The organism is Actinoplanes palleronii, assembly GCF_016862315.1.
GTDB lineage: Bacteria > Actinomycetota > Actinomycetes > Mycobacteriales > Micromonosporaceae > Actinoplanes > Actinoplanes palleronii.
The window spans coordinates 210,432-235,826 of the sequence record NZ_BOMS01000009.1; the positions used below are offsets into that span (position 1 = coordinate 210,432).

General features: G+C 71.9%; 21 protein-coding genes. 13 read left to right on the forward strand and 8 right to left on the reverse strand.

What is annotated here, in order from left to right; all coding sequences use genetic code 11:
- Window positions 1-177 precede the first annotated feature (177 nt).
- From Apa02nite_RS02785 to Apa02nite_RS02795, 3 genes are all read right to left on the reverse strand, one after another.
- Window positions 178-870 carry a 4'-phosphopantetheinyl transferase family protein gene (locus tag Apa02nite_RS02785; protein WP_203823674.1) on the reverse strand — a complete coding sequence of 231 codons (693 nt, stop codon included), beginning with the start codon at window positions 868-870 and terminating at the stop codon, window positions 178-180.
- Between the two features lie 8 nt (window positions 871-878).
- Entirely contained in the window at window positions 879-3,635 is a 2,757-nt protein-coding gene (locus Apa02nite_RS02790; protein ID WP_203823675.1) for a helix-turn-helix transcriptional regulator, read from the reverse strand.
- Between the two features lie 150 nt (window positions 3,636-3,785).
- Entirely contained in the window at window positions 3,786-4,979 is a 1,194-nt protein-coding gene (locus Apa02nite_RS02795; protein ID WP_203823676.1) for an FAD-dependent monooxygenase, read from the reverse strand.
- Between the two features lie 578 nt (window positions 4,980-5,557).
- Between Apa02nite_RS02795 and Apa02nite_RS02800 the strand changes: the two genes are divergently transcribed.
- Both Apa02nite_RS02800 and Apa02nite_RS02805 read left to right on the forward strand, forming a co-directional pair.
- Window positions 5,558-6,556, forward strand: a complete 999-nt coding sequence (locus Apa02nite_RS02800) for a tetratricopeptide repeat protein (RefSeq protein ID WP_203823677.1) — start codon at window positions 5,558-5,560, stop codon at window positions 6,554-6,556.
- 18 nt (window positions 6,557-6,574) lie between these two features.
- Window positions 6,575-7,162, forward strand: coding sequence for a TetR/AcrR family transcriptional regulator (locus Apa02nite_RS02805; RefSeq protein WP_203823678.1), 588 nt, complete (start codon window positions 6,575-6,577; stop codon window positions 7,160-7,162).
- 7 nt (window positions 7,163-7,169) lie between these two features.
- On the opposite strand, the gene Apa02nite_RS02810 is transcribed toward Apa02nite_RS02805, so the two are convergent.
- The 3 genes from Apa02nite_RS02810 to Apa02nite_RS02820 form a co-directional block, all read right to left on the reverse strand.
- Window positions 7,170-7,508: a hypothetical protein gene (locus Apa02nite_RS02810; RefSeq protein WP_203823679.1), complete on the reverse strand. Its 339-nt coding sequence runs from the start codon at window positions 7,506-7,508 to the stop codon at window positions 7,170-7,172.
- Window positions 7,509-7,968: 460 nt separating this feature from the next.
- The gene (locus Apa02nite_RS02815) at window positions 7,969-8,997 is read right to left on the reverse strand and encodes an MsnO8 family LLM class oxidoreductase (protein WP_239164074.1); all 1,029 of its coding nucleotides are present in this window, start codon (window positions 8,995-8,997) and stop codon (window positions 7,969-7,971) included.
- 28 nt (window positions 8,998-9,025) lie between these two features.
- Window positions 9,026-9,442, reverse strand: coding sequence for a VOC family protein (locus Apa02nite_RS02820; RefSeq protein ID WP_203823680.1), 417 nt, complete (start codon window positions 9,440-9,442; stop codon window positions 9,026-9,028).
- Between the two features lie 81 nt (window positions 9,443-9,523).
- Here Apa02nite_RS02820 and Apa02nite_RS02825 point away from each other — a divergent pair, with 81 nt between their 5' ends.
- Window positions 9,524-10,465: a helix-turn-helix transcriptional regulator gene (locus tag Apa02nite_RS02825; protein WP_203823681.1), complete on the forward strand. Its 942-nt coding sequence runs from the start codon at window positions 9,524-9,526 to the stop codon at window positions 10,463-10,465.
- Here Apa02nite_RS02825 and Apa02nite_RS02830 read toward each other — a convergent pair.
- Window positions 10,462-10,905, reverse strand: a complete 444-nt coding sequence (locus Apa02nite_RS02830; RefSeq protein ID WP_203823682.1) for a chemotaxis protein CheW — start codon at window positions 10,903-10,905, stop codon at window positions 10,462-10,464. The genes Apa02nite_RS02825 and Apa02nite_RS02830 overlap by 4 nt on opposite strands.
- A gap of 160 nt (window positions 10,906-11,065) precedes the next feature.
- Window positions 11,066-13,318 (reverse strand): endopeptidase La, encoded by a 2,253-nt coding sequence (gene lon, locus Apa02nite_RS02835; protein WP_239164084.1) that lies wholly within the window; start codon window positions 13,316-13,318, stop codon window positions 11,066-11,068.
- 284 nt (window positions 13,319-13,602) lie between these two features.
- On the opposite strand from lon, the gene Apa02nite_RS02840 reads away from it, so the two are divergent.
- From Apa02nite_RS02840 to Apa02nite_RS02885, 10 genes are all read left to right on the forward strand, one after another.
- Window positions 13,603-14,850 carry a L,D-transpeptidase gene (locus tag Apa02nite_RS02840; protein WP_203823684.1) on the forward strand — a complete coding sequence of 416 codons (1,248 nt, stop codon included), beginning with the start codon at window positions 13,603-13,605 and terminating at the stop codon, window positions 14,848-14,850.
- Between the two features lie 50 nt (window positions 14,851-14,900).
- Window positions 14,901-16,565 (forward strand): GGDEF domain-containing protein, encoded by a 1,665-nt coding sequence (locus tag Apa02nite_RS02845; protein WP_203823685.1) that lies wholly within the window; start codon window positions 14,901-14,903, stop codon window positions 16,563-16,565.
- Between the two features lie 272 nt (window positions 16,566-16,837).
- Entirely contained in the window at window positions 16,838-19,198 is a 2,361-nt protein-coding gene (locus Apa02nite_RS02850; RefSeq protein WP_239164075.1) for a sensor histidine kinase, read from the forward strand.
- Between the two features lie 47 nt (window positions 19,199-19,245).
- Window positions 19,246-19,671 (forward strand): roadblock/LC7 domain-containing protein, encoded by a 426-nt coding sequence (locus tag Apa02nite_RS02855; protein ID WP_067687340.1) that lies wholly within the window; start codon window positions 19,246-19,248, stop codon window positions 19,669-19,671.
- Window positions 19,668-20,084: a DUF742 domain-containing protein gene (locus tag Apa02nite_RS02860; RefSeq protein WP_083971056.1), complete on the forward strand. Its 417-nt coding sequence runs from the start codon at window positions 19,668-19,670 to the stop codon at window positions 20,082-20,084. The genes Apa02nite_RS02855 and Apa02nite_RS02860 overlap by 4 nt, the downstream gene beginning before the upstream one ends.
- On the forward strand, window positions 20,068-20,670 hold the full coding sequence (locus tag Apa02nite_RS02865) for a GTP-binding protein (RefSeq protein ID WP_067687342.1): 603 nt from the start codon (window positions 20,068-20,070) through the stop codon (window positions 20,668-20,670). Before Apa02nite_RS02860 ends, Apa02nite_RS02865 begins: the two co-directional genes overlap by 17 nt.
- Entirely contained in the window at window positions 20,664-21,623 is a 960-nt protein-coding gene (locus Apa02nite_RS02870) for an ABC transporter substrate-binding protein (protein WP_203823687.1), read from the forward strand. The genes Apa02nite_RS02865 and Apa02nite_RS02870 overlap by 7 nt, the downstream gene beginning before the upstream one ends.
- Window positions 21,624-21,948: 325 nt before the next feature.
- Window positions 21,949-22,473: a PadR family transcriptional regulator gene (locus tag Apa02nite_RS02875; RefSeq protein ID WP_067687346.1), complete on the forward strand. Its 525-nt coding sequence runs from the start codon at window positions 21,949-21,951 to the stop codon at window positions 22,471-22,473.
- Window positions 22,470-23,147, forward strand: coding sequence for an ABC transporter ATP-binding protein (locus tag Apa02nite_RS02880; RefSeq protein WP_067687348.1), 678 nt, complete (start codon window positions 22,470-22,472; stop codon window positions 23,145-23,147). Before Apa02nite_RS02875 ends, Apa02nite_RS02880 begins: the two co-directional genes overlap by 4 nt.
- Window positions 23,144-25,393, forward strand: coding sequence for an FtsX-like permease family protein (locus Apa02nite_RS02885; RefSeq protein ID WP_203823688.1), 2,250 nt, complete (start codon window positions 23,144-23,146; stop codon window positions 25,391-25,393). The genes Apa02nite_RS02880 and Apa02nite_RS02885 overlap by 4 nt, the downstream gene beginning before the upstream one ends.
- Window positions 25,394-25,395 lie beyond the last annotated feature (2 nt).

Genomic DNA, 25,395 nt, shown 5'->3' on the forward strand with positions numbered 1-25,395 from the left:
CGCCCGCTCACCGCTGATCACAGCCGGGCACGTCAGAAAACCCCCGTATAGCCCCCGTATAGAAGGAATGCTATGCAAGTACGGCCGGTAGCGCTACCCGCTGTGACTGCCGGAGGTCCGACCTTCGAACACAAGAATTGCCCGGTCAACCCCTTGCCCTACCGACTGGTAACTCCGTTAAGAGTGCGTTGCGCGCCGGTGACACGGCAGCACGATCGCGGTCAGGATCAGCCCCTGCTCGACCAGCCAGCGCCCGGTGAACCCGGTGAGCCGGTGGCCGGCCACCCGGGGTCCGACCACCAGCAGCCGCGCGTCGAAATCCCCGGTCAGCGCGCCGGCCGACCCCGGCCGCAGCGTGATCACCGCGTCGTCGAAGTCCAGCCACCGCTGGGCCAGCGGGTACCACGACTTGTAGACCGCCTCCTTGGCGCAGAACAGCATCCGGTCCCAGCGGATCTCCGGCCGGGCCTGGAGCAACTCGGCGATGTGGACACGTTCGTCCGGCAGCGCCACCGACTCCAGCACCCCGGGGGTCAGCGGCTCGTCCGGCTCCGCGTCGATACCCACCGTGGTGATCGTCGCGGCGTCGGCGACCACCACACCCCGGTAACCGGCACAGTGGGTGATCGAGCCGACCACCCCGGCCGGCCACAGCGGCTCGGCGAGCCGACCGGAAAGGATCGGCGCCGCCGGCCGGCCGAGCCGCGCCAGGCCGGCCCGGGCACAGTGCCGGGCGGTGGTGAACTCCCGGCGCCGCTTCTCGACCGCGGTGGCCACGATGCTCTCCTCCGCGGGCAGCAGCGTCGCGTCCGGCAGGTCGTCGAACGTGTCGACCGCCGTCACGCCGGCGGGCAGGATTTTCTCGATCATGTCGTCCCTCAGCCGGCCGGGGTGAGCGTTGCGTCCAGGTTCGCCGGCAGGTCACTGCGGCGGGTGACGTTCAATTTCCGGTACGTACGGGTCAGGTGCTGCTCGACCGTGCTCGTGGTGATGTAGAGCTTGTCGGCGATCTCCCGGTTCGTGTAGCCGACCGCGGCCAGCGCGGCCACCCGCCGTTCGGCGTCGCTGAGCGTCCCGGCGGCGGGGACGGGCACCACGGCCGGGGCCGGCTCGCCGGACTCCCCCGCCTCGTCCGGCGCCAGGGCCCGGCGCAGCGGGGCGGCCTCACAACCCTCGGCCAGGGCCCGGGCCCGATGCGTGATCATGCCGGCCCGCCGGGACTCGCCGAGCGCCTGGTACGCCTGGGCCAGGTCGGCCAGGGCGTGTGCCAGCTCGTACCGGTCGCCGCTGGTCTGCAGCAGATCGGCGGCCTGGCGCAGCAGCATCGGGCGGTGCCGGGCCTGCTCGGTGGCGGCCAGCAGCCGCAGCCCGATCCCGCGGGCCCGGGGCATCGGCCCGGTGCACCGCGCCAGCTGCTCCTCGACCAGCTTGCGCGCCTGCAGCGGCCGGCCCATCCGCAGGTTCGCCTCGGCGGCGTCGGACCGCCACGCGACCAGCCCGGGAGCGTCCAGCCCCCACGCGATCATCAGGTCGCCGCAGCGCTGGAAGTCGCGCAGGGCCAGCGCGGGGTGCTCGGTGGCCAGGCTGTACCGGCCACGGGCCTGCAGGTAGTGCAGGCCGTACCGGGTCTGGAACATCGCCTCCGGCACCGGCTGGTCGAGCTGCTCGCGGACGTCGTCGAACTCGCCCATCGCGATCGACGCGATGATCAGCAGCGACAGCGGGTGCCCGATCGCCACCCCCCAGCTGGCCGGCGGCATGATCTCCAGCGCGGTACGGGCGTACCGCGCCGCCCCGGCCAGGTTGCCGGTGCGGACCGCCACCTCGGCGCGGACCACGGCGAGCCGGGCCTGCCGGCTGGGCGCCCGCCGGGTGTACGCCTCCTCCACGAACAGGTCGCACCAGCCGGCCGCCTTGTCGGCGTGCCCGGCGTAGGTCAGCGCCAGCAGCGCGCTCTCCACGGTGTCCAGGGACATCTCGTCGAGCCGGGAGCCGCGCAGGATCCGCTCCAGCGAGTCGCCCAGGTCCGGGCCGGGACTGGAACTGATCACCGAGGAGAGCGCCCGGGCCGCGGCCAGCCGGCGACTGGCCGACACCGTGCCGGCCGTGGCGGTGGTCTTCGGCAGCCGGGCCACGAACGGGGCGTACGTGCAGCGCAGCCACGGCCGGGTGGCGGCCAGCTCGGCGGCGGTGTCCGGGTCGAGGTCGGCGCCGTTCGCGGCGAGGTGGTCGAGCACGTGCTCGGCGTCGCGGAACTGCCCGTGCCAGAGCAACGCCTTGGCCAGCACGATCGCGTCGCTGCCGCGCAGCACGCCCTTGTCCAGGGCGCCGGTCAGCTCGGGCAGGTACCCGGCCGACGTGCTCGGGTTGATCCGCCACTCGGCACGGACCAGGGTCGTCATGATCCGCACGCGGCGCCGGTCGTCGGTGCACGCCTTCCAGGCGAGCTTGAGGTAACGCACCGCGGCCTCGACGCGCCCCTCGCGCAGCGCCTGGCGGGCGGCGTCCTCGAGCACCGTGACGCCCCAGCTCTCCTGGACGTCACTCGCGCCGACCAGGTGTTCGGCGACCACCCGGGTGGAGGCGCCACGGTCGTAGGTGAGCACCGCGGCGCGGCGGTGCAGCTCGGCGCGCTGCTCCTGGCGTACGTCGCCGAGCACCGCCGCGCGGGCCGCCGGATGCCGGAACGCGCCCATGCCGAGCAGACCGGCCGTGGTCAGCGCCCGGACCGCCTGCGCCACCTGCTGGGTGTCCAGCCCGATCAGGGCGTCCAGGCTCTCCGGGTCGTCGAGCACCGCGACGCCGCGCGCCACCTCGAGCAGCCGGGCCTCGCCGCGGTGCAGGCAGGCCATCACGGCCGTGGTGTAACCGTCGCCGGCGACCGGGCCGTCCGGCGCCGCGCCGGTCTCGGCGAGCGCCTGCCGGTGGTCGGCGGCCAGGCCCTCGACCAGCAGCGCGTTGCCGCCGCTGAGCCGGTGCCACTGCTCGGCGAACCGGCCGGCGGTCTCCGGGCCGGCCAGTTGCCCGGCGAGCTCACGGACCCCGTCGCCGGTGAGCGGCTCCAGGTGGATCCGGTTGCCGGAGGCCGGGCGCAGCAGCTCGTTCTGCCACGCCGGGTCGCCGGCCGCCTGGAACGTGCTGCGGGTGACGACCAGCAGCACCCGGGCCGGGCGGGCCCGGCGAGCCAGGTAGGACAGGCAGACCAGCGAGGCCCGGTCGGCGTGCTGGACGTCGTCGACCAGCAGCGCGAGCGGGAACCGCCCGGCCAGCTCCAGCAGGATGGCGCACAGGCCGTGGATGACCTGCGGGTCGAGCTGGCCGCCGGTCGCCAGCACCGCCTTGGTGCCCTCCAGCAGCAGGCTCATCGCCCGGTCCCGGTCCTCGGTGGGCAGCGGCGCGTCGTGGAACAGCTGGCCGAGCAGGGCGAGCGGCAGGTCCCGTTCGTCCGCCGAGCCGGTCGCCGTGACCGCCAGCGCGCCGCGCTCGATCGACCGGTCGGCGAGGACGTTCAGCAGCTCGCTCTTGCCGGTCGCGACGGTGCCGGTGACCAGGGCCACCCGCCCCCGGCCGGCGACCGCGTCGGCCAGGAGTTCGTCGAGGCAGGCCACGGCCTCATCGCGCTCGATAAGTCCCATGATGGACCTCCGTGTCGGATCCCCCGTCCCCCGGTGGGAGGTGCCGCTTCCGCCGGGGAGGCGACCGGACATCCCGGCTGCCTGCCTCCACTGTGGGACCGACCGCTATCGGGGCGCCTTCGTACCCTTATCGTCGGGCCGAACCGCAGGTCAGGGCCGGTCCGCCGTGGTGGGGTAGGCAGGTAGCTCGATGGCGTTGGCGGCCTTGTGCAGCGGGGCCATCATCGCCGCCATCATCCGGTCGCGGCCGGGCAGGCGGGACATCACGCTCAGCATCACCATCGAGGTCCGCACCTGGCCGGCGCTGCTCAACACCATCCGCTTGACGTTGGCCGGGCCGAGCTTCTGGTTGCGCTCGGCGAACGGCCGCATCCTTTTCTCGTACGCCGTGAAGGCCGCGGTGTGGTCCCCGCCGGCCGCGGCCAGCTCCCCGGCCAGCAGGTACGCCCCGACCAGCGCGAGGCTGGTGCCCTGGCCGGAGGAGGGAGCCGCACAGTAGGCCGCGTCGCCGACCAGCGCCACCGGGCCGGTCGACCAGCGGTCCATCCGCACCTGCAGCATCCGGTCGTAGTAGAAGTCGCCGGCGTCGGCCGCCGCCTCCAGCAGCCGTGGCACCTCCCAGCCCTGATCCGCGTAGGCCTCGCGCAGCGCCTGCCGCGGGTCGCTCTCGTCGATCCCGTCCGGCGCGCTGAACAGGAACATCGCCTTGGCGCTCGGTGCGCCGGCGGTGCTGTAGACCAGCGTGGTGCGGCCCGGGCTGACGTAGGTCAGCTCCTCACGGTCCAGGCCCAGGTGGTTGGGGACCGAGGCGATGGCGACCCGGTAACCCAGGTCGGCGACGAAGCCGGCCTCCGGGCCGAAGGCCAGTGCCCGGGTCCGCGAGTGCACCCCGTCGGCGCCGACGATCAGGTCGAACGTGCCGGTGCGGCCGCTGTCGAAGGTCACCGTGTGGCCGTCGATCGCGGCGATCGCGTCGCCGAACCGGTAGTCCACCTCGTCCTTGGTCAGGTCGAACAGCAGGCGGGTCAGGTCGCCGCGCAGGATCTCCGCGTCGGCCTCCTCGCGTCCGCCGAAGACGTCGCCGTTCATGCTGGCCACCCGCTTGCCGGTGCGGTCGACGACCGCTCCGGAGCGCACGTCGGTGCGCCGCTCGCGGATCGACTCCAGCAGCCCGGCCCGGCGCACCACCTCGAGCGCCGCGCCGCGGATGTCCACCTTGTAGCCACCGTCGCGCAGAGCGGGCGCCCGCTCGACGACCGTGGGCGTGAAGCCGTGGCGGCGCAACCAGTACGCCAAGGTCACGCCGGCGACACCGGCGCCTGAGATGAGGACCGTCTTCGTCATGCCTCGACGATACGCACGTGTAAGACACTTGTGCAAGACGTTTGTATCAGCAATGTAGACGCCTGGATCCTGACGCCCTGAACGCTGCGCCAGAACAGCTGCGACGACCAGCCCCATCCCGAAAGCCCCGACCGCCCGCCCACCGCCGCCTCCCGCCTGAGCCCGATAACGGCCATCACGCCCAGCCGGGCCCACCAAGCCGGCCCCACGGCCCTCAAACCGCACCCACAACGGCCGCCGGAGCCAGCCCGGCCCACCAAGCTGGCCCTCACGGCCCTCAAACAGCACCCATAACGGCCGCCGGAGCCAGCCCGGCCGGCGGGGATGTGCGGCTGGTTCTGGCGGCCGTTAAGACGGGCTTGACAGGGCCGTGAGAGCCAGCCGGGGGCGGGAGCCGCGCCGCCGCCCGGGGACGCGGAACATCGCGTGCTCCACGCCGTACCGTGTGCTCGGGCCGCCCCGGAACGGTCCGCGCCGGATCGCCTGCCGGGACCGGCCGCTCACCTTGTGGGACGGCAGCGACCGGCCGCGGGCCGCGGCGGGCGGTCCGCCGCCGTGACCCCACCCTCGACCAGCCGGTGCCCGGGCTGCCCGGCTCGCGCAGCCGGTTCATCGGCCGGCGCGCCGAGCTGGACCGGGTGATCCGGCTGCTCGGCACGAACAACATCGTGGCCGCCCTCGACCGGTCGCTCGGGCACGGCGACCCGGGACAGGGGCTGACCATCGCCGCGGCCATGTGGTGGTACTGGTGGGTCACCGGCCGGGTGGCCGAGGGCCGTTCCTGGCTGGGCCGGGCGCTGGCCGCCGCGCCGGCGACACCGACCCCGCCGCGCGGGCAGGCCCTGCGCGGCGCGGCCTCGCTGGCTCGCAGCTCCGGTGACCTGGCGGCCGCTCGCGCGCTCGGTGAGCAGAGCCTGGCCGTCTTCCGCGAACTGGGTGACCGGCCCGGCACGATCACCGCGCTCAACAGCCTGTCCATCACCGCACAGGGGCAGCAGGACTACGACGGCTCCCTGTCGTACGGATATGGCGGTCTGGCCCTGGCCGAGCAGGACGGTGACCGGCGCGGGATCGCCGCGGCGATGAACAACACCGCCGGGACGCTGCGCTGCGCCGGGCGGCTGGACGAGGCCGGACCGCTGTTCGAGCGGGCCCTGGCGGTGTTCCGGGAGATCAGCGATCCGCGGGGCGAGGCGGCCGCGCTGAACAACCTCGGCATCGTGTCCCGCCGCCGCGGCCGGCTCGCCGCCTCCGCCGGGCACATGCGCGCGGCGCTACGCCTCTACACCGACCTCGCCATCGTCGAGGGGCAGGTGGACGCGGTCGAGGGGCTGGCCCAGCTGGCCGTTCTCGACGGCGACCCGGCGCGCGGGCTCACCCTGCTGCTGCTCGCCGCCCGGGAACGCGTCACGCTCGGCTCGTCGCTGTTCACCCCCGACGAGGTGGCCGACCGCGACTCGGCGGAACGCGCGGCCCGCGAGTCGCTGACCGCCGACGAGATCACCCGGGCCGTCCGCGCGGCCGCCGGGACCACCCTCGACGCGGCGGTTGCACTGTTGTGTGAGATGAATGTCTGAGACGGTAGCCTGACCGGTATGGGAAATCGCGAGGCTCTGCTGGAGGGCGCGAAGCGCTGCCTGGCCGAGAAGGGCTACGCCCGCACCACCGCCCGCGACATCGCCACCGCGGCCGGCACCAGCCTGGCCGCCATCGGCTACCACTACCGCACCACCGAGGCCCTGCTCAACGCCGCGCTGTTCGAGGTGATGCAGGAGTGGGGCGACGAGATGGCCCGGGCCCTGGCCACCGACGACCTGGCCGACGCCGGCCCGCTGGAGCGTTTCGAGGCCGTCTGGACCCGGATCATCGATTCGTTCCGGACGCACCGGTCACTGTGGGCGATGCAGCTGGAGGCCCTGACCCAGAGCCAGCACCAGCCCGAGGTCCGCGCCCAGCTGGCCGGCGGCCTGGCCGCCGCCCGGCTGGGCCTGGCCGAGCTCTTCGACGTCTCCCCGACGCCGGTCTCCCCGGCGCTGACCGCGGCGGTGGGCGCCTTCCATCAGGCCCTGCTGACCGGTGTCCTGACCCAGTGGCTGATCGACCCCGACCAGGCCCCGTCAGCCGCCGACCTCACCGCCGCCCTCCGCCACCTGGCCACCACGATCGCCCCGGCCCCCGCCTGACCGCGCCTCAGGCCGCATTTCGGGTCGGACCGCCGGCAGCGACGGCGGGTGCGATCGCCGCGACCGCGCGCAACAGGTCCGCGACGGAAATGGTCTTCTCGTCGTCGGTTCCCGCGAGCCCGGCGAGGATCCAGTCGCGCATCAGCCTGGTGGGCTTGATCCCGGCAGCCTTGGCCACCGCCCGGACCCGCTCGTAGTCGGCGACATCCAGACGCAGCGAAACCGTCACCTTGGGCTCGCTCTCCAGCGCCGGGGGCAACTCAGCAGTGACCCCGTGATCGAAGACGAGCCGGTTCTCGGCAATTGCCTCGGCAAGCCCGGCCATCCGCACCTCATGGCTGCTCATGACGGCTCCTCTCCCACTGATCCAGCTGGCGCTACTCCTCAATCATCGACAAGCAGGCGCACGACATCCATCCACCGTATTGCGTTCGCAATACGCCTGCCATCAGCCGCCGAGACGTCTGCGCGTGCCGACAACTCAGCGGCATCGACCCGGCTTCGGGTGCCCCGATTGCCCATGACCCGCGGTTAGTCCCTCGTCTTCGGATGGGCGGTGCGAGCACGCAGTATCAGATTGCGGCCCGCCACCGCCCCCATAGGGGCGGCACCCGCACGCAATCCCCGATCGCGTGCCACTACCGCCCCGAACCCCGACCGATCGCGGACTCCCACCGCCCCGCCAAAGCCGAACGCGGGCTCCCACCGCCCCGCCGAACCCGAACGCGCACTCCCACCGCCCTGCCGAACCCGAACGCGCACTCCCACCGCCCCGCCAAACCCGAACGCGCGCTCCCACCGCCCGTTCACAGCCGACCGCGCACCCCCGCCGCCCCTGTGGAGTCGAGCGAGCGCGCCACTCCGCCGACCATCGCGGCCACCGCCGCATCCGACGCCGCCAACGCCTCCCGGTCGAACGTGCTCCCCGCGGCGACCACCTCCGCCGCCCCGGTCCGCTCGATCAGCTCGGCGAGCCGGCTCTCCACCCCCGCCGGCGTCCCGGTGATCGCCGCCGCGGCCACCTGCTCCAGATACTGCTGTTCGCGCGAGGTCCGGCTTCCGGACCGCACCGCGGCCACCGGTTCCAACGGCGGGAAAACCCCTGTGGTACGACTCCGGGCCATCGCCCACGCCTCCGGCAGCAACAGCTCAGCCGCCTCCGCCGCGGTGTCCGCCACCAGCACGTCCAGGCTGATCGCCACCCGCGGCACCGGCTGCTGCGCGGACGGCCGGAACGCCCGCCGATACTCCGCCAGCGCCGCCCGCCCCGGCTCCGGATCACCGGCCACCCCGAGCAGCGGCCCGCCCACGATCACCGGGAGCCCCAGCTCGGCCGCGACCCGCAGCCCGCTCCCGGTGGCCAGCACGTGCAGCGGCACCGCACCCTCCGGACGCGGATGCAGGGTGATCTCCGCCGTCCCGTCCAGGAATCCGCGCAGCTCGGCCAGATCCGCGGCGAAGTCCCGATCCACCTGCCGCAGCGCGCGCCGTACCGGTGGGGTGAAACCGGGCGACCGCCCGAGCCCGAGGTCGACGCGGCCCGGAGCGAACGCGGACAGCGTCGCGAACTGCTCGGCCACGACGAGCGGCTGGTGATGCGGCAGCATCACACCGGCCGACCCGAGCCGGATCGTGCTCGTGGCGCCGGTGATCGCGGCCAGCAGCACGGCCGGCGCGGCCCCGGCGATGCCCGGCACCCCGTGGTGCTCCGCGACCCAGAACCGCTGGTAGCCGAGCCGCTCGGCGTGCCTGGCGCGCGAGACGGTGCCCCGCAGCGCCACCGTCTCGGCCTCACCGGCCCGGCTCCGGGACCGGTCGAGCAGAGAGATCTGCACCTCGGCGTTGATCACAAAGGGTGCAGCGTCAGTCCGCGGCGGGCTTGTTCCCGGACGCCGCCAGGACGTCGCGGTAGTGCTGGTTGAGCATGATGCCGAGGACGTTGCCGAACGGGTCGGTGACCGACGCGGTGACGTAACCGGGTCCGCGCTCGACCGGCTTCTCGTATTCCGTCGCGCCCAGCTCCAGCAGCCGGGCGAAGACCGCTTCGAGGTCGTCGACGGCCCAGTAGACGATCGCGCCGCCCGGCTCCCGGCCGTGCGGGCGCGGGGCGAACCGCGCGTTCACGATGCCGAGTTCGTGCTGGTAGTCCCCGACCCGCCACTCGAGATAGCCGCCCTCACGGACGAAGTACGGCTCGACCCCGAGGAAGGTCGTGTACCAGGTGCGGGCCGCGTCCAGGTCCTCGGCGAAGAAGGTGACGGTGGTCAATCCGCGAAGCATGGCTGTTCCTCTTTCCGTCGACGTCTCAGCCCCATCCTCGCGGCTTAAGTGCTCACCTTCTGAGCACTTATCCTCAACGACATGCGCGCGGACCGGCTCGTCGCCACCCTCCTGCTGATGCAGACCCGCGGCCGGGTGACCGCCGCGGAGCTCGCCGCCGAGCTGGAGGTGTCGGTGGCGACCGCCCGCCGCGACCTCGAAGCCCTGTCCGCCGCCGGGATCCCGGTCTATCCGCAGCCCGGCCGGCACGGCGGCTGGTCGCTGGTCGGCGGGGCCCGGACCGACCTGACCGGGCTGACGTCCGCGGAGGCGCAAGCGTTGTTCCTGCTGGCCGGCCCGGCGGCGGGTGTCTCCCCGGCGGCCAGGTCGGCGCTGCGCAAGCTGGTCCGCGCGCTGCCCGCGCCGTTCCGGGCGGACGCGCAGGCCGCCGCCACGGCCACCCTCGTCGACCCGGCCGGCTGGGGTGAGCGGGCCGGTTCCCGCCCGGAGATCGTCGACCGGCTGCAGGACGCGGTGGTCCGGCGGCGCCGGATCCGGTTCGCCTACCGGGGCGCGGAGCGGGTGGCCGACCCGTGGGGGCTCGTCGACAAGGACGACATCTGGTATCTGATCGCCGGCACCGAGCGGGGCCGGCGCACGTTCCGGGTGGATCGGGTCGGCGAGCTGGTGGTCACCACGGAGACCGTCGAGCCGCCGGCCGGGTTCGACCTGGGCGAGGCGTGGCAGACCGTGGTCGGCGAGGTCGAGGAGAAACGGGCCGGCACCCGGGCCGAGCTGCTGATCGAGGAGCGCTTCGCGTGGGTGCTGCGCGACCACTTCGGCCGGCACTGCGAGCAGCTCGAGGTGCTCGCCGACGGCCGCGCGCGGCTCCGGGTCGGCGCGCCGACACCGCGCGACATCGCCCGCACGCTGGCCGGGTGGGGAGCCATGGTCGAGGTCCTCGACCCACCCGCGGTCCGCGCCGAACTCGCCCGCATCGGCGCGGAACTGTCCGAGCGTTACCGGCCCCGGACGACGCCCTAGACGGCGGCCACGGCCGGGGTCGGGTTCACGCACTGGTCCACGTCGAGGACCAGCAACAGCCGGCCCTCGGTCTTGTACGTCCCGGTCACCATCCGCCGGGTCGGGCCGGTCAGCGTCTCCGGCGGCGGCTCGAACGCGCTGTCGTCGAGGTCGGCGACCAGCCCGATCCGGTCGACGAGCAGGCTGACCGCCTCGCCGGCGACCCGCACCACCACGTTGATGACCGGACCGGTGATCGGCCGCGGCGCCATCCCGAACCGGACCCGCAGGTCGACGGTGCCGATCACTTCGCCGCGCAGGTTGAACAGTCCGCCGTACGCGGGCGGGGCCAGCGGCATCGCCGTGTAGTGCTCGTTGAGCAGGACTTCCTGCACCGCACCGACCGGGACGCCGAAGAAGTGGTTCTCGACGTCGAAGGTGACGAATTGCTGGGTGAGCACGGTGTCTCCCGGATTGTTTCACTGGCCGCCAGGCTGCGCCGGGATGTGCCACCTGCTGTATTCGGCACATCCCGGGCAGACAGCAGAAGAAATGACCGCGGATCGCCCGGCACAGAGACGTGGCCGGCGAGGGAGACCCCGCCGGCCACGTCCCCGCCCGTCAGGCCGCGGCGACCGCTTCCACGGACACCTGGTCCAAAGCGGTCTTCAGGATGTCGCGGACGTCCGCGACGATGTGCACGGTCAGCGCCGCGAGCACGTCCTGAGGCACCTCGTCGAGGTCCGGCTCGTTGCGCTGCGGCAGGTAGATCTCGGTGAGACCGGCCCGCTGCGCGGCGAGCAGTTTCTGCTTCACCCCGCCGATCGGCAGCACCCGGCCGGTCAGCGACACCTCACCGGTCATCCCCACCTCGGCACGCACGTTCCGTCCGAGCAGCAGCGAGACCAGCGCGGTCGTCATGGTGACGCCCGCCGACGGGCCGTCCTTGGGCACCGCGCCGGCCGGCACGTGCAGGTGGATCGGGTGATCGAGCTGCTCCGGCGAGATGCCGAGCTCGTCGGCGTGCGCCCGCACGTAGGAGAGCGCGATCTGCGCGGACTCCTTCATCACGTCACCGAGCTGACCAGTAACGGACAGCCCACCCTTGTCGCCGGGCAGCAGGGACGCCTCGATGTAGAGCACGTCGCCGCCCATCCCGGTCACCGCCAGGCCGGTGGCCACGCCGGGGACCGCGGTCCGCTCGGCCGACTCCGGCATGAAGCGCGGCCGTCCGATCAGATCTTTCAGATCTCCCGCCGAGACCGTGGCCGGCAGAGATCCGAGCGCGGCCTTACGGAACGCCTTGGCCAGAAGCCTTTCCATCGTACGAACGCCGGCCTCGCGGGTGTAGTTCGCGGCGATCTCGCGCAGCGCGTCGTCGGTCACCGTCACCTCACCCGGCGACAGGGCGGCCCGCTCCAGCTGCCGGGGCACCAGGAAGTCGCGGGCGATGGCGACCTTGTCGTTCTCGGTGTAGCCGTCGATCGCGATCAGCTCCATCCGGTCGAACAGCGCCTGCGGGATCGTCTCCAGGGTGTTCGCCGTCGCGATGAACAGCACGTCGGACAGGTCGAGATCGAGGTCCAGGTAGTGGTCGCGGAACGTGTGGTTCTGCGCCGGGTCCAGCACCTCGAGCAGTGCCGCTGCCGGGTCACCGCGGTAGTCGCTGCCGACCTTGTCGACCTCGTCGAGCAGCACGACCGGGTTCATCGAGCCGGCCTCCTTGATCGCCCGTACGATCCGGCCGGGCAGCGCGCCGACGTAGGTGCGCCGGTGCCCGCGGATCTCGGCCTCGTCGCGCACGCCGCCCAGGGCGACCCGGACGAACTTGCGGCCGAGGGTCTTCGCGACCGACTCGCCCAGCGAGGTCTTGCCGACGCCGGGCGGGCCGGCCAGCAGGATCACCGCGCCGGAGCCGCGGCCGCCGACGGTCGTCAGGCCCCGGGACTCGCGACGGGCGCGGACGCCGAGGTACTCGACGATCCGCTCCTTGACCTCGTCGAGGCCGTGGTGGTCGGCGTCGAGCACCGCGCGGGCCGCGCCGAGATCGGTGTTGTCGGTGGTACGCGTGGCCCAGGGCAGGTCCAGCACGGTGTCGAGCCAGGTGCGGATCCAGCCGGCCTCGGGGTTCTGGTCACCGGCGCGTTCCAGCTTGTCGACCTCGCGCAGCGCCGCCTCGCGGATCGGCTCGGGCAGGTCGGCCGCTTCGACCCGGGCCCGGTAGTCGTCGGTGCCGTCGGCGTCGCCCTCGCCGAGTTCCTTGCGGATCGCCTTGAGCTGTTCGCGCAGCAGGTACTCGCGGTTGCGCTTCTCGACCGACTCCCGTACGTCGGTCTCGATCTTGTCGTTGACCTCGGACTCCGCCAGGAAGTCCTTGGTCCAGTCGATCAGCAGCCGCAGCCGGGCCGTGACGTCAGGGGTCTCCAGCAGTTCACGCTTGCGGTCGTTGGACAGGTACGGCGCCCAGCCCGCGGTGTCGGCCAGGTCACCGGGGTCGTCGATGGCGCTGACCGAGTCGAGCACCTGCCACGCCTCCCGGCGCTGCAGCACCGAGACCACCAGCTGCTTGTACTCGGCGGCCAGCTCACGGGCAGCCTCGCCGCCGGCGACGGCCTCGACCGGCTCGGCCTCGACCCAGAGCGCCGCGCCGGGGCCGGTCACGCCGCTGCCGATCTTGGCGCGGACACCGGTGCGCAGCACGGCGGCGGGCGTGCCGCCACGGAACTTGCCGACCCGCTCGACCACGGCCACCACGCCGTAGGACGCGTACCGGTCGTCGAGCCGCGGGGCGATCAGGAGCTCGGCGTCGGCCGAGGTGCGGGCGGCGTCCACGGCCGCCTGGGCCTTCTCGTCCAGCTCGACCGGCACCACCATGCCGGGGAGCAGCACGATGTCTTCTAGGAACAGAACGGGGAGTCGCTTACTGGTCACCGGGTACCTCCGAGGAGTTGAGTACAAGCGGCTCAACCTCGGCCGGGCCTCGGATCTTCCGGTGTTCACTGCCAGCGAAAACGTGACCTGGGACATCGACGGGTTGACAACGTTCGTGGACTTGGGCAGATTGATCAAATTCGGCGGACAACCTTTTGCCGCCCCTGCGCGTGTTACAGGGTGTGCGGCCCGCCAGGGCAGCAGCGGACCCCTCGATTGCGAGAGTCATGATTCAGCGACGCAAGGTCATCGTCGGCGCTCTCGGAGTGGCCGCCACGGCCACCGCCGCCGGTTGTTCCGCACACGCCTCGGCCAGTGCCGGCAGTGCCGTCTGGACCCAGCCGGTCTCCGACGACCAGGCCGCGCCCGTCACCGAGGGCACGCCGGCCTCGACCGTCCAACTGACCGTCACGCCGGCCGACAAGGCCACCGGATGGGGTGTGACGAAGCCGATCACGGTCGCCGCGGCGGGTGGCACGCTGCAGAAGGTCACCGTCACGGCGGGCAAGGCGAAGATCGACGGTTCGGTCCAGGCCGACGGGACCTGGCGTTCGAGCGAGGACCTTTCGTACGACAAGACGTACAAAGTGGTGGTGACCGCCGCGGACAGCTCCGGCGTGGCCACCGAGCAGACCTCCACCTTCGCCACGGTCAAGCCGAAGCACCTCACCCACATCACGTTCCAGTCGAACGCGCTGAACGTGCTCAAGGACGGTGGCACGTACGGCGCCGGCCAGCCGGTGATCGTGGCGTTCAGCCGGGCCGTCGACAAGGAGAAGGCCGAGAAGGCGATCGCGATCACCACGTCGCCGTCGGTCGAGGGCAAGTTCTACTGGGTCAACGACAGCACCGTGCACTGGCGTCCGGCGAAGTACTGGACCAGCGGGACCAGCATCAAGGTCAGCGTCGACATCCACGGCAAGAACCTGGGCAGCGGTGTCTACGGCGAGAAGAACGCGTCGGCCAACTTCCGGATCGGCCGCCAGCTGATCGCGATCGCCGACAGCCGGACGCACCAGACGAAGGTCTACATCGACGGCAAAGTGGTCCGCACCATGGCCAGCAGCTTCGGGATGGGCGGCACCACCAAGGGCGCGCAGGGCCAGGAGATCAACTTCTGGACCGCCGGTGGCCCGCACGTCGTGCTCTCCAAGGAGCGCACGCACAGCATGAGCTCGTCGAGCTACGGCGTCACCGACCCGAAGAACCCGTACTACTACGGGGACGAGGAGATCGAGTACTGCACCCGGATCTCCTATTCGGGCGAGTTCCTGCACGCCGCCCCGTGGAACCGGTCGCTGGGCCAGGCGAACAAGTCGCACGGCTGCGTCAACCTCAGCACCGCCGACGCCAAATGGGTGTACGAGAACTTCATCGTCGGTGACGTGGTCGACGTCAAGAACAGCCCGCGCACCCTGCAGATCTGGAACGGCCTCGGCGACTGGACCGTCTCGTACGACCGCTACGGCCGCTGACCGCGGGCCGGACGCTCAGTTCCGGGCGCTCCCGGCCGATAGAACCGAGCGTGAACGCTCAGCCTGTGATCGAGACCATGGACGACGCGGCGTCCATGGTCCTTCAGGCGCAGGAGCACCTCGACATGGCCCGGTACACCCCGGCCATGGAGCTCGCCGTGCGCGCCGAGACCCTGGCCGGCACGCCCGCCGTCCGGGCACACGCGCTCGCCGTCATCTCCGCCTGTCACCACCGGCTGGACCGGTACGCGCAGAGCATCGAGGTCGGGCTGCAGGCCGTCCGGTTGTGGCACGAGCTCGGCGACCTGGCCGGTGAGTCCTCGGCCCGCTCCACCATCGCCCGGGTCCTGATCCTCACCGGTGACCTGACCGAGTCGCTCGACGAGGGCCTGATCGCCCTGGAGCTGGCCGACCTTAGCGGCGAGCTGCGACCCCGCCTGCTGGCGCTGACCGCGATCGGCATCGTGCACCTGTGCCTGCGCCAGCACGAGTTGTCGATCGAGTACTGCGAGCGGGCCGCCGAGACCGCGCGGCTGCTCGGTGACGTCGCGGTGCACGGCAGCCTGATCGACACCATCTCCTGCGTCTTCATGGGCCAGGCCTACGCCGCCCGCGAGGAGGGCAACGAGGACGCCGCGCTCTCCTACGGCCAGCTCGCCGCCGACCGGGCCCGCGAGGCCATGGAGATCGGCCGTCAGTGCGGGCACCGCTATTACCAGGTGAACGCGCTGGGCAATCTGGCCGAAGGGCTCGCTTTCATCGGCCGCCCGGCCGAGGCGCTGGAGCTGATGGACACCATCGAGATCGATCCGGAACTCGATTCGGTCTCCATGGTGACGCATCTGCTGGACACCCGCGGATGCGTCCACCTGGCGCTGAAGAACTACGACCAGGCCGCCCGGCTCTTCGCCGAGGCCCTGGAACTGTCCGCGGGCAACAACACCGCGATGTATTACTGCGAGCACCTTTCCGAGGCGCACGAGAAGAACGGCGACTTTCGCGCCGCCCTGGAGTACCACAAGCGTTTCCACACGCTGTTCACCCTGGTCGCCTCCGAGGCGGCGCAGCGCAGCGCCAGCATCGCCGCGATCCGCCTGGAGACGTCCCGGGCGCAGGACTACGCGATGCGGGAACGGGCCCGCGCGGAGGAGCTCTACCACTCGAATCTGGAGCTGACCCGGCACGCCGAGAGCCTGCTGCAGCAGAGCCTCGAGGACCCGTTGACCGGCCTGGCCAACCGCCGGCTGCTGGACCGGCTGCTGGAGACCGAGGGGCAGCGGTACTCGATCGCGCTGCTCGACGTGGACCACTTCAAGCGGGTCAACGACAGCTACTCGCACCAGATCGGCGATCAGGTGCTGCGTCAGCTCGGCGCGTTGCTCCTGCAGTCCAGCCGGCCGGCCGACCACGCGGCCCGCTACGGCGGCGAGGAGTTCGCCCTGCTGCTGAGCGACCAGGGTGACGAGCCGGACGACGCCGTCGCCGAGCGGCTACGCGAGCTGATCGAGGCGTTCGACTGGACGCCGATCGCACCGGGCCTGCGGGTCACCGTGAGCATCGGCATCGCCGCGCACCACGAGGCCGGCTCGGCCGCCGCGCTGCTGGAAATCGCGGACCGCCGCCTGTACGAGGCGAAGAACGGCGGCCGTAATCGGGTGGTGGGCCCGGAAAGCCCGTCCCCGTCCACCGCGCCGGGTTTCACAGCCAGCAACTGAGAGCGCTCCCAGATGACCTTGAGTAATCGCACCGCTGCATAAAGAGGTTGCAGCGCCGTAAATTTCGGTTCGCGGTGTTGACCATCAAGGACAAAGAGCAGATCCTATTCCGGCGATCGCGAATGATCGGCCCCATTCCCCCGGGGGCCGCATTTTGCGCTGCGCCGTTCTCGGCTTCGCTAAACAAACTTAACGGTATTTCCGTAGTCACTTCGACTTTGTCTGCCGGCCGTGACCTCGCCGGGCAGGCAGTCGACAGAGGAGCTGATCGCTTGTCCGTCCACGTTGAGGGCGCCGAGCAGACCGAGCCGGGCCACACCAGCCCGCCCGACCCCAGCGCCGCCCCCCGACACCAGACGTCCCCACGTCGCCGGACCGGCGGCACGATCCGCCGGCGTGTGGTCCGCACCCTGGCCCTGCCGGTCGCGACCACCCTGGTGCTGCTCTCCATCGTGGCGGTCGGCGAGATCGAGAACTTCCGGACGGCGTCGGCGACCTCGCACGCCGTCACCATCGACCTCGCGGTCCAGGAGCTGATCCAGGGCCTGCAGACCGAACGTGGCCTGGCCGCCGGCCTGCTCGGCGGCAACGACGGGTTCCGCACCGAGCTGCAGCGGGCCCGCAACGAGGTCGACCTGGGCCGGGACGCGGTGCAGCGACTGATCACCGACGACGACGATGTCGAGAACCGGACCGCCGCCGCGGTGCGCGAACTCGACGGCCTGACCAGCGTCCGGGCCGGCACCGACACCGGCTCCGGCAAGCAGATCGCCACCATCGGCTACTACACCGACCGCATCGCCGAGCTCGGCAACCTCGACTTCGACCTGGACAGCACCGGCGACGAGGAGCTGCGCCGGGGCGCGACCGCGCTGGAGGCGCTCGGCGACGTCAAGGAGGCCACCGCTCAGGAGCGGGCGTTCCTCAACGGCGTCTTCTCGGCCGGCGGTTTCAAGCGCGGCGAGTTCCTGCAGTTCGTCACGATGCGCGCCACCAAGGACGCGGCGCTGACCGCGTTCGACCGCTACGCGGACCCCGCCTCGCGGGCGGCCCGGGACTACACCCTGGACACCGGCGCGGCCCGGGAGGCGGCCTACTTCGAGCGGGTCGCCCTGCTCTCCGGTGACGGCAAGTACCTCCAGGTCAACCCGCAGTCCTGGTGGTCCGCGCAGACCACCGTGCTCGACGACATGCTGCAGCTGGAGCACCACGTCGGCTCGGTCATCGCGGCGCGCGCCTCGACGCTCGAGGACGACGCCTCGGTCCGGATGGGTGTGCTGCTCGGTGCGGTGCTGCTCTGCCTGGCCGGCTCGGTCTGGCTCGCCACCGTCGCGTCGAAGTCGGTGGCCCGGCCGCTCGCACTGCTGGCCGGCGAGGCCAACCAGCTGGCCAGCACCCAGCTGCCGAATGCGGTCCAGCGGGTGTCGGCCGGTGCCGACACCGAGCCACCGCCCCCGGTGCTCGTGCCCCGCGGCGCCAGCGACGAGGTCCGGCTGGTGGCCGACGCGTTCGACCGGGTGCAGGAGACCGCGTACGCGCTCGCCACCGAGCAGGCGCAGCTGCGCCGCACGGCCGCCGAGTCGATGGCCAACCTGGGCCGGCGCAACCAGAACCTGCTCCGCCGCCAGCTGGCCTTCATCACCAAGCTGGAGCGCGAGGAGGCCAGCCCGACCGGCCTGGCGAACCTCTTCGAGCTCGACCACCTGGCCACCCGCATGCGCCGCAACGCCGAGAGCCTGCTGGTCCTGGTCGGCGCGGCGAGCCCGCGCCAGCTCACCGAGCCGCTGATGGTTCCGGACGTGATCCGCGCCGCGGTCTCCGAGGTCGAGGAGTACCGCCGGGTCACGCTGCGCCGGGTGGACGACGTGCTGGTGGCCGGCTCCACGGTCAGCGGCATCGCGCACATGCTCGCCGAGCTGATCGAGAACGGCCTGTCGTTCTCCCCGCCGGACATGGACGTGGAGATCCACGGCCGCCGGATCGGCACCGGTTACCTGATCGCGATCACCGACCAGGGCGTCGGGATGTCCCCGGACGACATGCAGCGGGCCAACGCCCGGCTGCGCGGCGAGGGCGACTTCATCACCGCACCGGCCCGGTTCCTGGGCCACTACGTGGTCGGCCGGCTCGCCCTGCAGATGGGCATCGACGTGCAGCTCACCCCGTCGCCGGTGACCGGGGTGACCGCGCGGATCACGCTGCCCGCCGAGATCCTGACCGACCAGCCGGTGATCAGCGCGTCCCGGCCGTCCCGGCAGCCGGCCCGCCAGGTCACCTCCACCGTCGAGTCGGCCCGGCCGCTGCGGCTGCCGACGGCCGAGAAGGCGCCCGCCCCGGCGGCGAGCGCGGTGGTCACGGCCGACCGGCCGTTCCAGCCCGCCGCCATCGAGTACGTGGCGATGGACGACACCGTGCCCAGCTTCGCCGACGACAGCGCTCCTCGTACCCCCAACGGCCTGCGCAAACGCATCCCCCGCGCCCAGCGCGCCCAGCCACGGGCGGACGCGCCCAGCACCGCGCCGGTCGACCGGCCGGCCCCGATCAGCGACTCACCGGACGCGGTGCGGGACCGGCTCAACGCGCTGCGCGGTGGTATTCAGCGCGGTAACGCCGAAACCGCGGGGTTGCCGTGACCGGCACTCCGAAATGGCCCCTTGGCAGCAACCTGGAAAGAAGAAAAATGAGCGTTGACACCTCGGCGGATCGGCACCAGTTCAACTGGATGCTCGGCAACTTCGTTCACCAGACGGACGGCGTGCGCGACGCCGTGGCGGTGTCCTCCGACGGGTTGCTGATCGCCAGCTCGGACGGGCTGAACCGGGCCGAGGCGGATCAGCTGGCCGCGATCGTCTCCAGCCTGGCGAGCCTGGCGCGCAGCGCGTCCCGCCGGTACGACTTCGACGGCCTGAAGCTCATCATGATCGAGATGCATCGGGGCTTCCTGCTGGTCTCGGTCATCTCCGGCGGCAGCGTCCTCGGCGTGGTGGCCGGCAGCGAGTCCGACCTCGGGCTGGTCGGTTACGAGATCTCGCTGCTCGCCGACCGCTTCGGCAGCATGCTCACCCCGGCCCTGATCGCAGAGTCCCGGCAACACCTGCCGCTATGAGCGAGTCCTCGTGGGGCTCCGAGTCGGAGCTGTTCCCGTACGCCGGTGGGCCGTTGACGCCCACCGGGCGGCATTCCGGCGACATGGACGAGGATCCGGTGATCCGTCCGTTCATGCTCACCAACGGGCGCACCCAGCCGCTGCACGACGGCCTGCGGATCGAGACGTTGTTACGCGCGGCGCCGGCCGCGCTGTCGGCCCCGCTGCGCTTCGAGTCCCGGCGCATCGTCGAGCTCGCGCAGTCACCGATGTCGGTGGCCGACCTGGCGGTGGCGCTGCGGGTGCCGCTCGGCGTGGTCCGCGTGATCGTGGCCGACCTGATCACTCAAGGGTTCCTCGACGTGGAAATACAGCCCGAGGAGTTCTCCACCAGTTTGATCGAAAGGATCAGGGACCGTGTCCGGGCGCTCTAGCGAGCCGTCGGCAGCGCACCCCATCGCTGTCAAAATCGTCATCAGCGGCGGATTCGGGGTCGGCAAAACCACCTTCGTCGGTGCTATTTCCGAGATCGAACCGCTGGTCACCGAGGCCGAGCTGACCGAGAAGTCGATCGGTATCGACGACACCTCGGCGGTCTCCGGCAAGACCACCACCACTGTCGCGCTCGACTTCGGCCGGATCACCCTCGACGACGCGCTGCTGCTCTACCTGTTCGGCACGCCCGGGCAGGACCGGTTCGCGTTCCTCTGGGACGACCTGGTCACCGGGGCACTCGGCGCGATCGTGCTGGTCGACACGCGGCGGATCGAGGACTCCTTCCCCGCGATCGACTACTTCGAGGAGCACGAGATCCCGTTCATCGTCGGTATCAACCGATTCCCCGGCGGACAGCAGTTCTCCCCGTCGGAGGTCCGGGACGCGCTGGGCGTCAGTCCGGGCGTACCCATGGTGCAATGCGACGCCCGTGACCGGGAATCGGTCAAGAGCGTGCTGGTGTCCCTGACCGAGGAGGTCCTGGCCAAGCGCGCGAACCGGGAGCGGGCGGGGTCGACGTGGTGAGGCGCCGGTTCGCCCGGGCGCTCGCCGCCCTCGGTCTCGCGGCGCTGGCCGGCTGCTCGGGCACCGAGGCGGCGATCGTCGCGCCGCCCGGCGTGCCCAACCCGGTCGGCTGCGGCACGGTGAACATCGCGGTCAACCCGTGGTCGGGGTACGCCGCCAACGTCGCCGTGGTCGGATACCTGCTCAAGACGGAACTGCGCTGCAGCGTGGTGACCACCGAGCTGAGCGAGACCACGTCGTGGGCCGGGCTGTCCGACGGCACCATCGACGTGATCCTGGAGAACTGGGGTCACGACGACCTGAAGAAGAAGTACATCGACGGCCAGAAGGTCGCCGTGCAGATGGGCCTGACCGGCAACAAGGGTGTCATCGGCTGGTACGTCCCGCCGTGGATGGCCGAGACCTACCCGGACATCACCGACTGGACCAAGCTCAACGACCGCGCCGACCTGTTCAAGACGTCGCGCTCCGGCGGCAAGGGACAGTTCCTGGCCGGCGATCCGTCGTTCGTCACCAACGACGCCGCCCTGATCAAGAACCTCAAGCTCGACTACTCGGTGGTCTTCGCCGGCAGCGAGGACAAGCTGATCGCCGCGTTCCGCCGGGCCGAGCGGGACAAGACCCCGCTGATCGGGTACTTCTACGCGCCGCAGTGGCTGCTCTCGGACATCCAGCTGACCCACATCCCGCTGCCGAACTACACCCCCGGCTGCGACAGCGTCCCCGACAAGGTCGCCTGCGACTACCAGCCGTACGACCTCGACAAGATCGGCCGCAAGGCGTTCGTCGACTCGGGCAGCCCGGCGGCCACCTTCATCAAGAACTGGACGTGGACCAACGCCGACCAGAACGAGGTCGCCAAGGACATGACCCAGAACCACCTCTCCGCCGACGACGCCGCCAAGAAGTGGGTCGACGCCCACCGCACGACGTGGGAGAAGTGGCTCGACTGACCAGCACGACAGGTCACAGAAGTACGGTTCTGAGAACCGTACTTCTGTGACCTTTTCCTTCCCGTGCGGTCCCGGCTGGTGCTCAGGGGTGCCTCCGGGGCGTTGAGGCAGCCCCCAGCGCCAGCCGGGGCCGTGAGGCGCGCTGCGGCCTGGGGTGGCAGCGGTCTCGCGGGGCCTCACGGGCGGGACGTGGCTCGTAGCCTGCGGACGAGCGCTCCGTAGTCGTACCGGATAGGGCTGACCCGAAGCGGACGCCTGCCTCGCGCCGGACCGATTCCGGCGAGAAAGCGGCCCCTCTATGTACCCATGTGTATAGTCACGCGCCATGACCATTGCCACCGCTTTTCTGGCGTTGCTCGAGGATCGGCCGCAGCATGGGTACGACCTCAAGCGCGCCTACGACCAGCACTTCGGCAGTGATCGGCCGCTGCACTACGGGCAGGTGTACACCACGCTCGCCAAGCTGCTGAAGAACGGCCTGGTCACCGTCGACGGGACCGACGGGGAGGGTGGGCCGGACCGGAAGCGGTACACGATCACCGAGGCCGGGGTCACCGACGTGCAGCGGTGGCTCGCCGCGCCCGAGAAGCCTGATCAGTATCTGCAGAGCGCGCTCTACGCCAAGGTGATCGGCGCGCTGCTGACCGGGCGGTCGGCGGCCGACGTGCTGGACGTGCAGCGCGAGGAGCACCTGGTGGCGATGCGGGAGCTGACCCGGCGCAAGCGGGCCGGTGACCTCGCCGACCGGCTGATCTGCGACCACGCGCTGTTCCACCTGGAGGCGGATCTGCGCTGGCTGGAGCACACCACGACGGTCCTCGACGAGCTGGCCGGGCAGGTCCGGCGATGAGCGCGCTGCTGGTGGCCGAGCAGCTGCACAAGACGTACGGCACGACGACCGCCCTGACCGGCGCGGACCTGGCCGTGCACGCCGGCGAGATCGTGTCGGTGATGGGCCCGTCCGGGTCCGGCAAGTCGACCCTGCTGCACTGCGCCGCCGGGCTGACCGCGCCGGACGGTGGCCTGGTCACCTACGCCGGGCAGGACCTCTTCGCGCTCGGCGACGTCAAGCGCAGCGCGGTACGCCGTCGCGAGTTCGGCTTCGTGTTCCAATTCGGACAGCTGGTGCCGGAGTTGACCGCCCTGCAGAACGTCGCCCTGCCGCTGCGCCTCGACGGCGTCGCCCGCCGGGTGGCCGAGCGCCGCGCCGCCGGGCTGATGGACCGGCTCGGCCTGGCCGAGAAGGCCCCGGCCCGGCCCGGTGAGCTCTCCGGCGGCCAGCAGCAACGGGTCGCGGTGGCGCGCGCCCTGGTCACCGGACCGAAAGTGATCTTCGCGGACGAGCCGACCGGCGCACTCGACTCGGTCACCGGTGAGCAGGTGATGGACCTGCTCACCGACGCGGCCCGGGCGACCGGCGCCGCGGTCGTGCTGGTCACCCACGACGCGCGGGTCGCCGCCTACGCGGACCGCGGCGTGGTCGTCCGCGACGGCCGCAGTTCCAGTAGAGCCGGTGTGCGATGAGGCGGATCCTGGCCGAGCTGGGTCTCGGGGTCCGGCTGGCGTTCGCCGGTGGGCGCCGCGGCGGGATCCGCACCGCGATGGCGACCCTGGGCGTCGCGATCGGCGCGGCCGGGTTGCTGTTCGCGGCGTCGGCGCCGGTCATGCTCGACACCCGGCACCAGCGCACCGAGGCCCGCTCGGACTACGTGCGCGGCGAGGTGATCCCGGCCGGGCGGACCACGATCGTCGCGAGCGCCGACGCGCAGTGGCGGGACAACCCGATCCGCGCGCGGCTGATCTGGCCGGAGGTGCCCGACGCGCCGCTGCCACCGGGTGTCCCGGCGTTCCCCGCGGACCAGCAGATGTACGTGTCCCCGGCACTGCGGGCGGCCCTGGCCGGGCCGGACGGGGCGACCCTGCGCCGGCAGATGCCGTACGACATCGTCGGCACCATCGCGCCGATCGGGCTGTCCGGGCCGCACGAGTTCGCCTACTACGCCGGGTACCAGCGGGCGACGACCCTGGTCCAGCGGGGTTCCTGGCGGGTGGACCGGTTCGGTTTCCCCGAGGAGCCCGCTCCCGGCACCGGCACGTACGTGCTCGTGGCGGTCCTGCTGGCCACCCTGCTGCTGCCGGTGGCGATCTTCATCGGGGCCGCGCTGCGGTTCGGCGGGGACACCCGCGACCGGCGGCTGGCCGCGATCCGGCTGATCGGCGCGGACAGCCGGGCGGTGCTGCGGATGGCCGTCGGCGAGAGCCTGGTGCCGGCCGGGCTCGGCCTGCTGCTCGGCACGGCGCTGTACCTGGCGGTGCGCAGCCAGATCGCCCGCTTCTGGCTCTTCGACATCAGCGTCTACCCCTCCGACGTGCACCCGGTGCCGGTGCTGGCCGTCCTCGTGGTGGCGGTGGTCATGGCGCTGTCCGCCGGGGTCACCCTGCTGAGCTTCCGCGGTGTCACGGTCGAACCGCTCGGGGTGCTGCGCCAGGCGGCGACCTGGAACGGCCGGCTGTGGTGGCGGCTGATTCCGCTGGTGGCGAGCCTGGCCCTGCTCTACCCGATCCTGCTCGGCCGCACCGATCTCGGCGAGGAGCGGACCGGGGCCGGCCTGGTGCTGCTGATCGCGGCGCTGGTGCCACTGCTGCCGTACCTGGTGCCGCTGGTGGCCCGGGTGCTGCCCGGCGGCTCGGTGTCGTGGCAGCTCGCCTCGCAACAGCTGCGGCGCAACCCGACCGGTTCGACCCGGGCGGTCAGCGGCATCGTGGTCGCGGTGGCCGGGGCGATCGCCCTGCAGTCGCTGTTCGGTGCGGCCGAGGGGTACCGCTACGGGCCGACCGACCCGGCCGACCCGGCGTTCCTCCTGCAGGCCTGGGGCCGGCAGAGCCCCGAGGCCATGCGCGAGCGCACCGCGGCGTTCGAGCGGGTCGACGGCGTCCGGGCCGGGACCGTGGCCAAGTACGGGCTGATCGGCGGCGACAGTTACGTGGGTTACCTGATCGTCGGAGACTGTGCGGCGCTGCGCCAGATCGCCGCCCTGGCCGGGTGCAAGCCCGGGGACGCGTTCACCGCCGGGCGGGTGGGCCGGACGATGACCCTCGACATCAGCGACACCGAGCCGGTTGCGGGCCCGACGATCCCGGTCCCGGCGCACGCCCGCCGCGCGACGCTGACCGGCACCGAAGCGGGGAGCACCGGGCCCAGCGTGCTGCTGACCACCATGCCCGCGCGGCTGGCCGGCGTCGAGCCGAGCTTCGTCGAGACCCGGATGTTCACCACCGGTGAGCCGGCCGACGTGGCCGGGCAGGTGCGCGGGGTCGCCGCCGAGGTCGAGCCGCTGGCCATGTTCACCGCGATGGTGCCGGAGGCCGACAAGTTCGGGTCGCTGCGGACCGCCCTCGACATCGGCTCCACGCTGATCATGCTGATGATGGCGGCCGGGCTGCTGCTCGACGTCACCGCCCGGCTGCACGAGCGGCGGCGCATCCTCGGCGTGCTGTCCGCGGTCGGCGCCCGCGACGGCACGGTCATCGCTTCGGTGCTGCTGCAGGTGGCGGTGCCGGTGGTCGCCGGCCTCGCGCTCGCCGCCGGCGCCGGGGCGGTCCTCGGCGCGCTGCTGATGCGGCTGTCGGAGATCCCGATCCGCTTCGCCGCGGCGACGATCCTCACCCCGGTCGCGGTCGGCGCGGGGCTGGTGCTGGTCACCACGGTGGCGGTGCTGCTGCCCGCGATCCGCCGCGTGACGCGGACCGAAGAGCTTCGGTACGAGTAAGC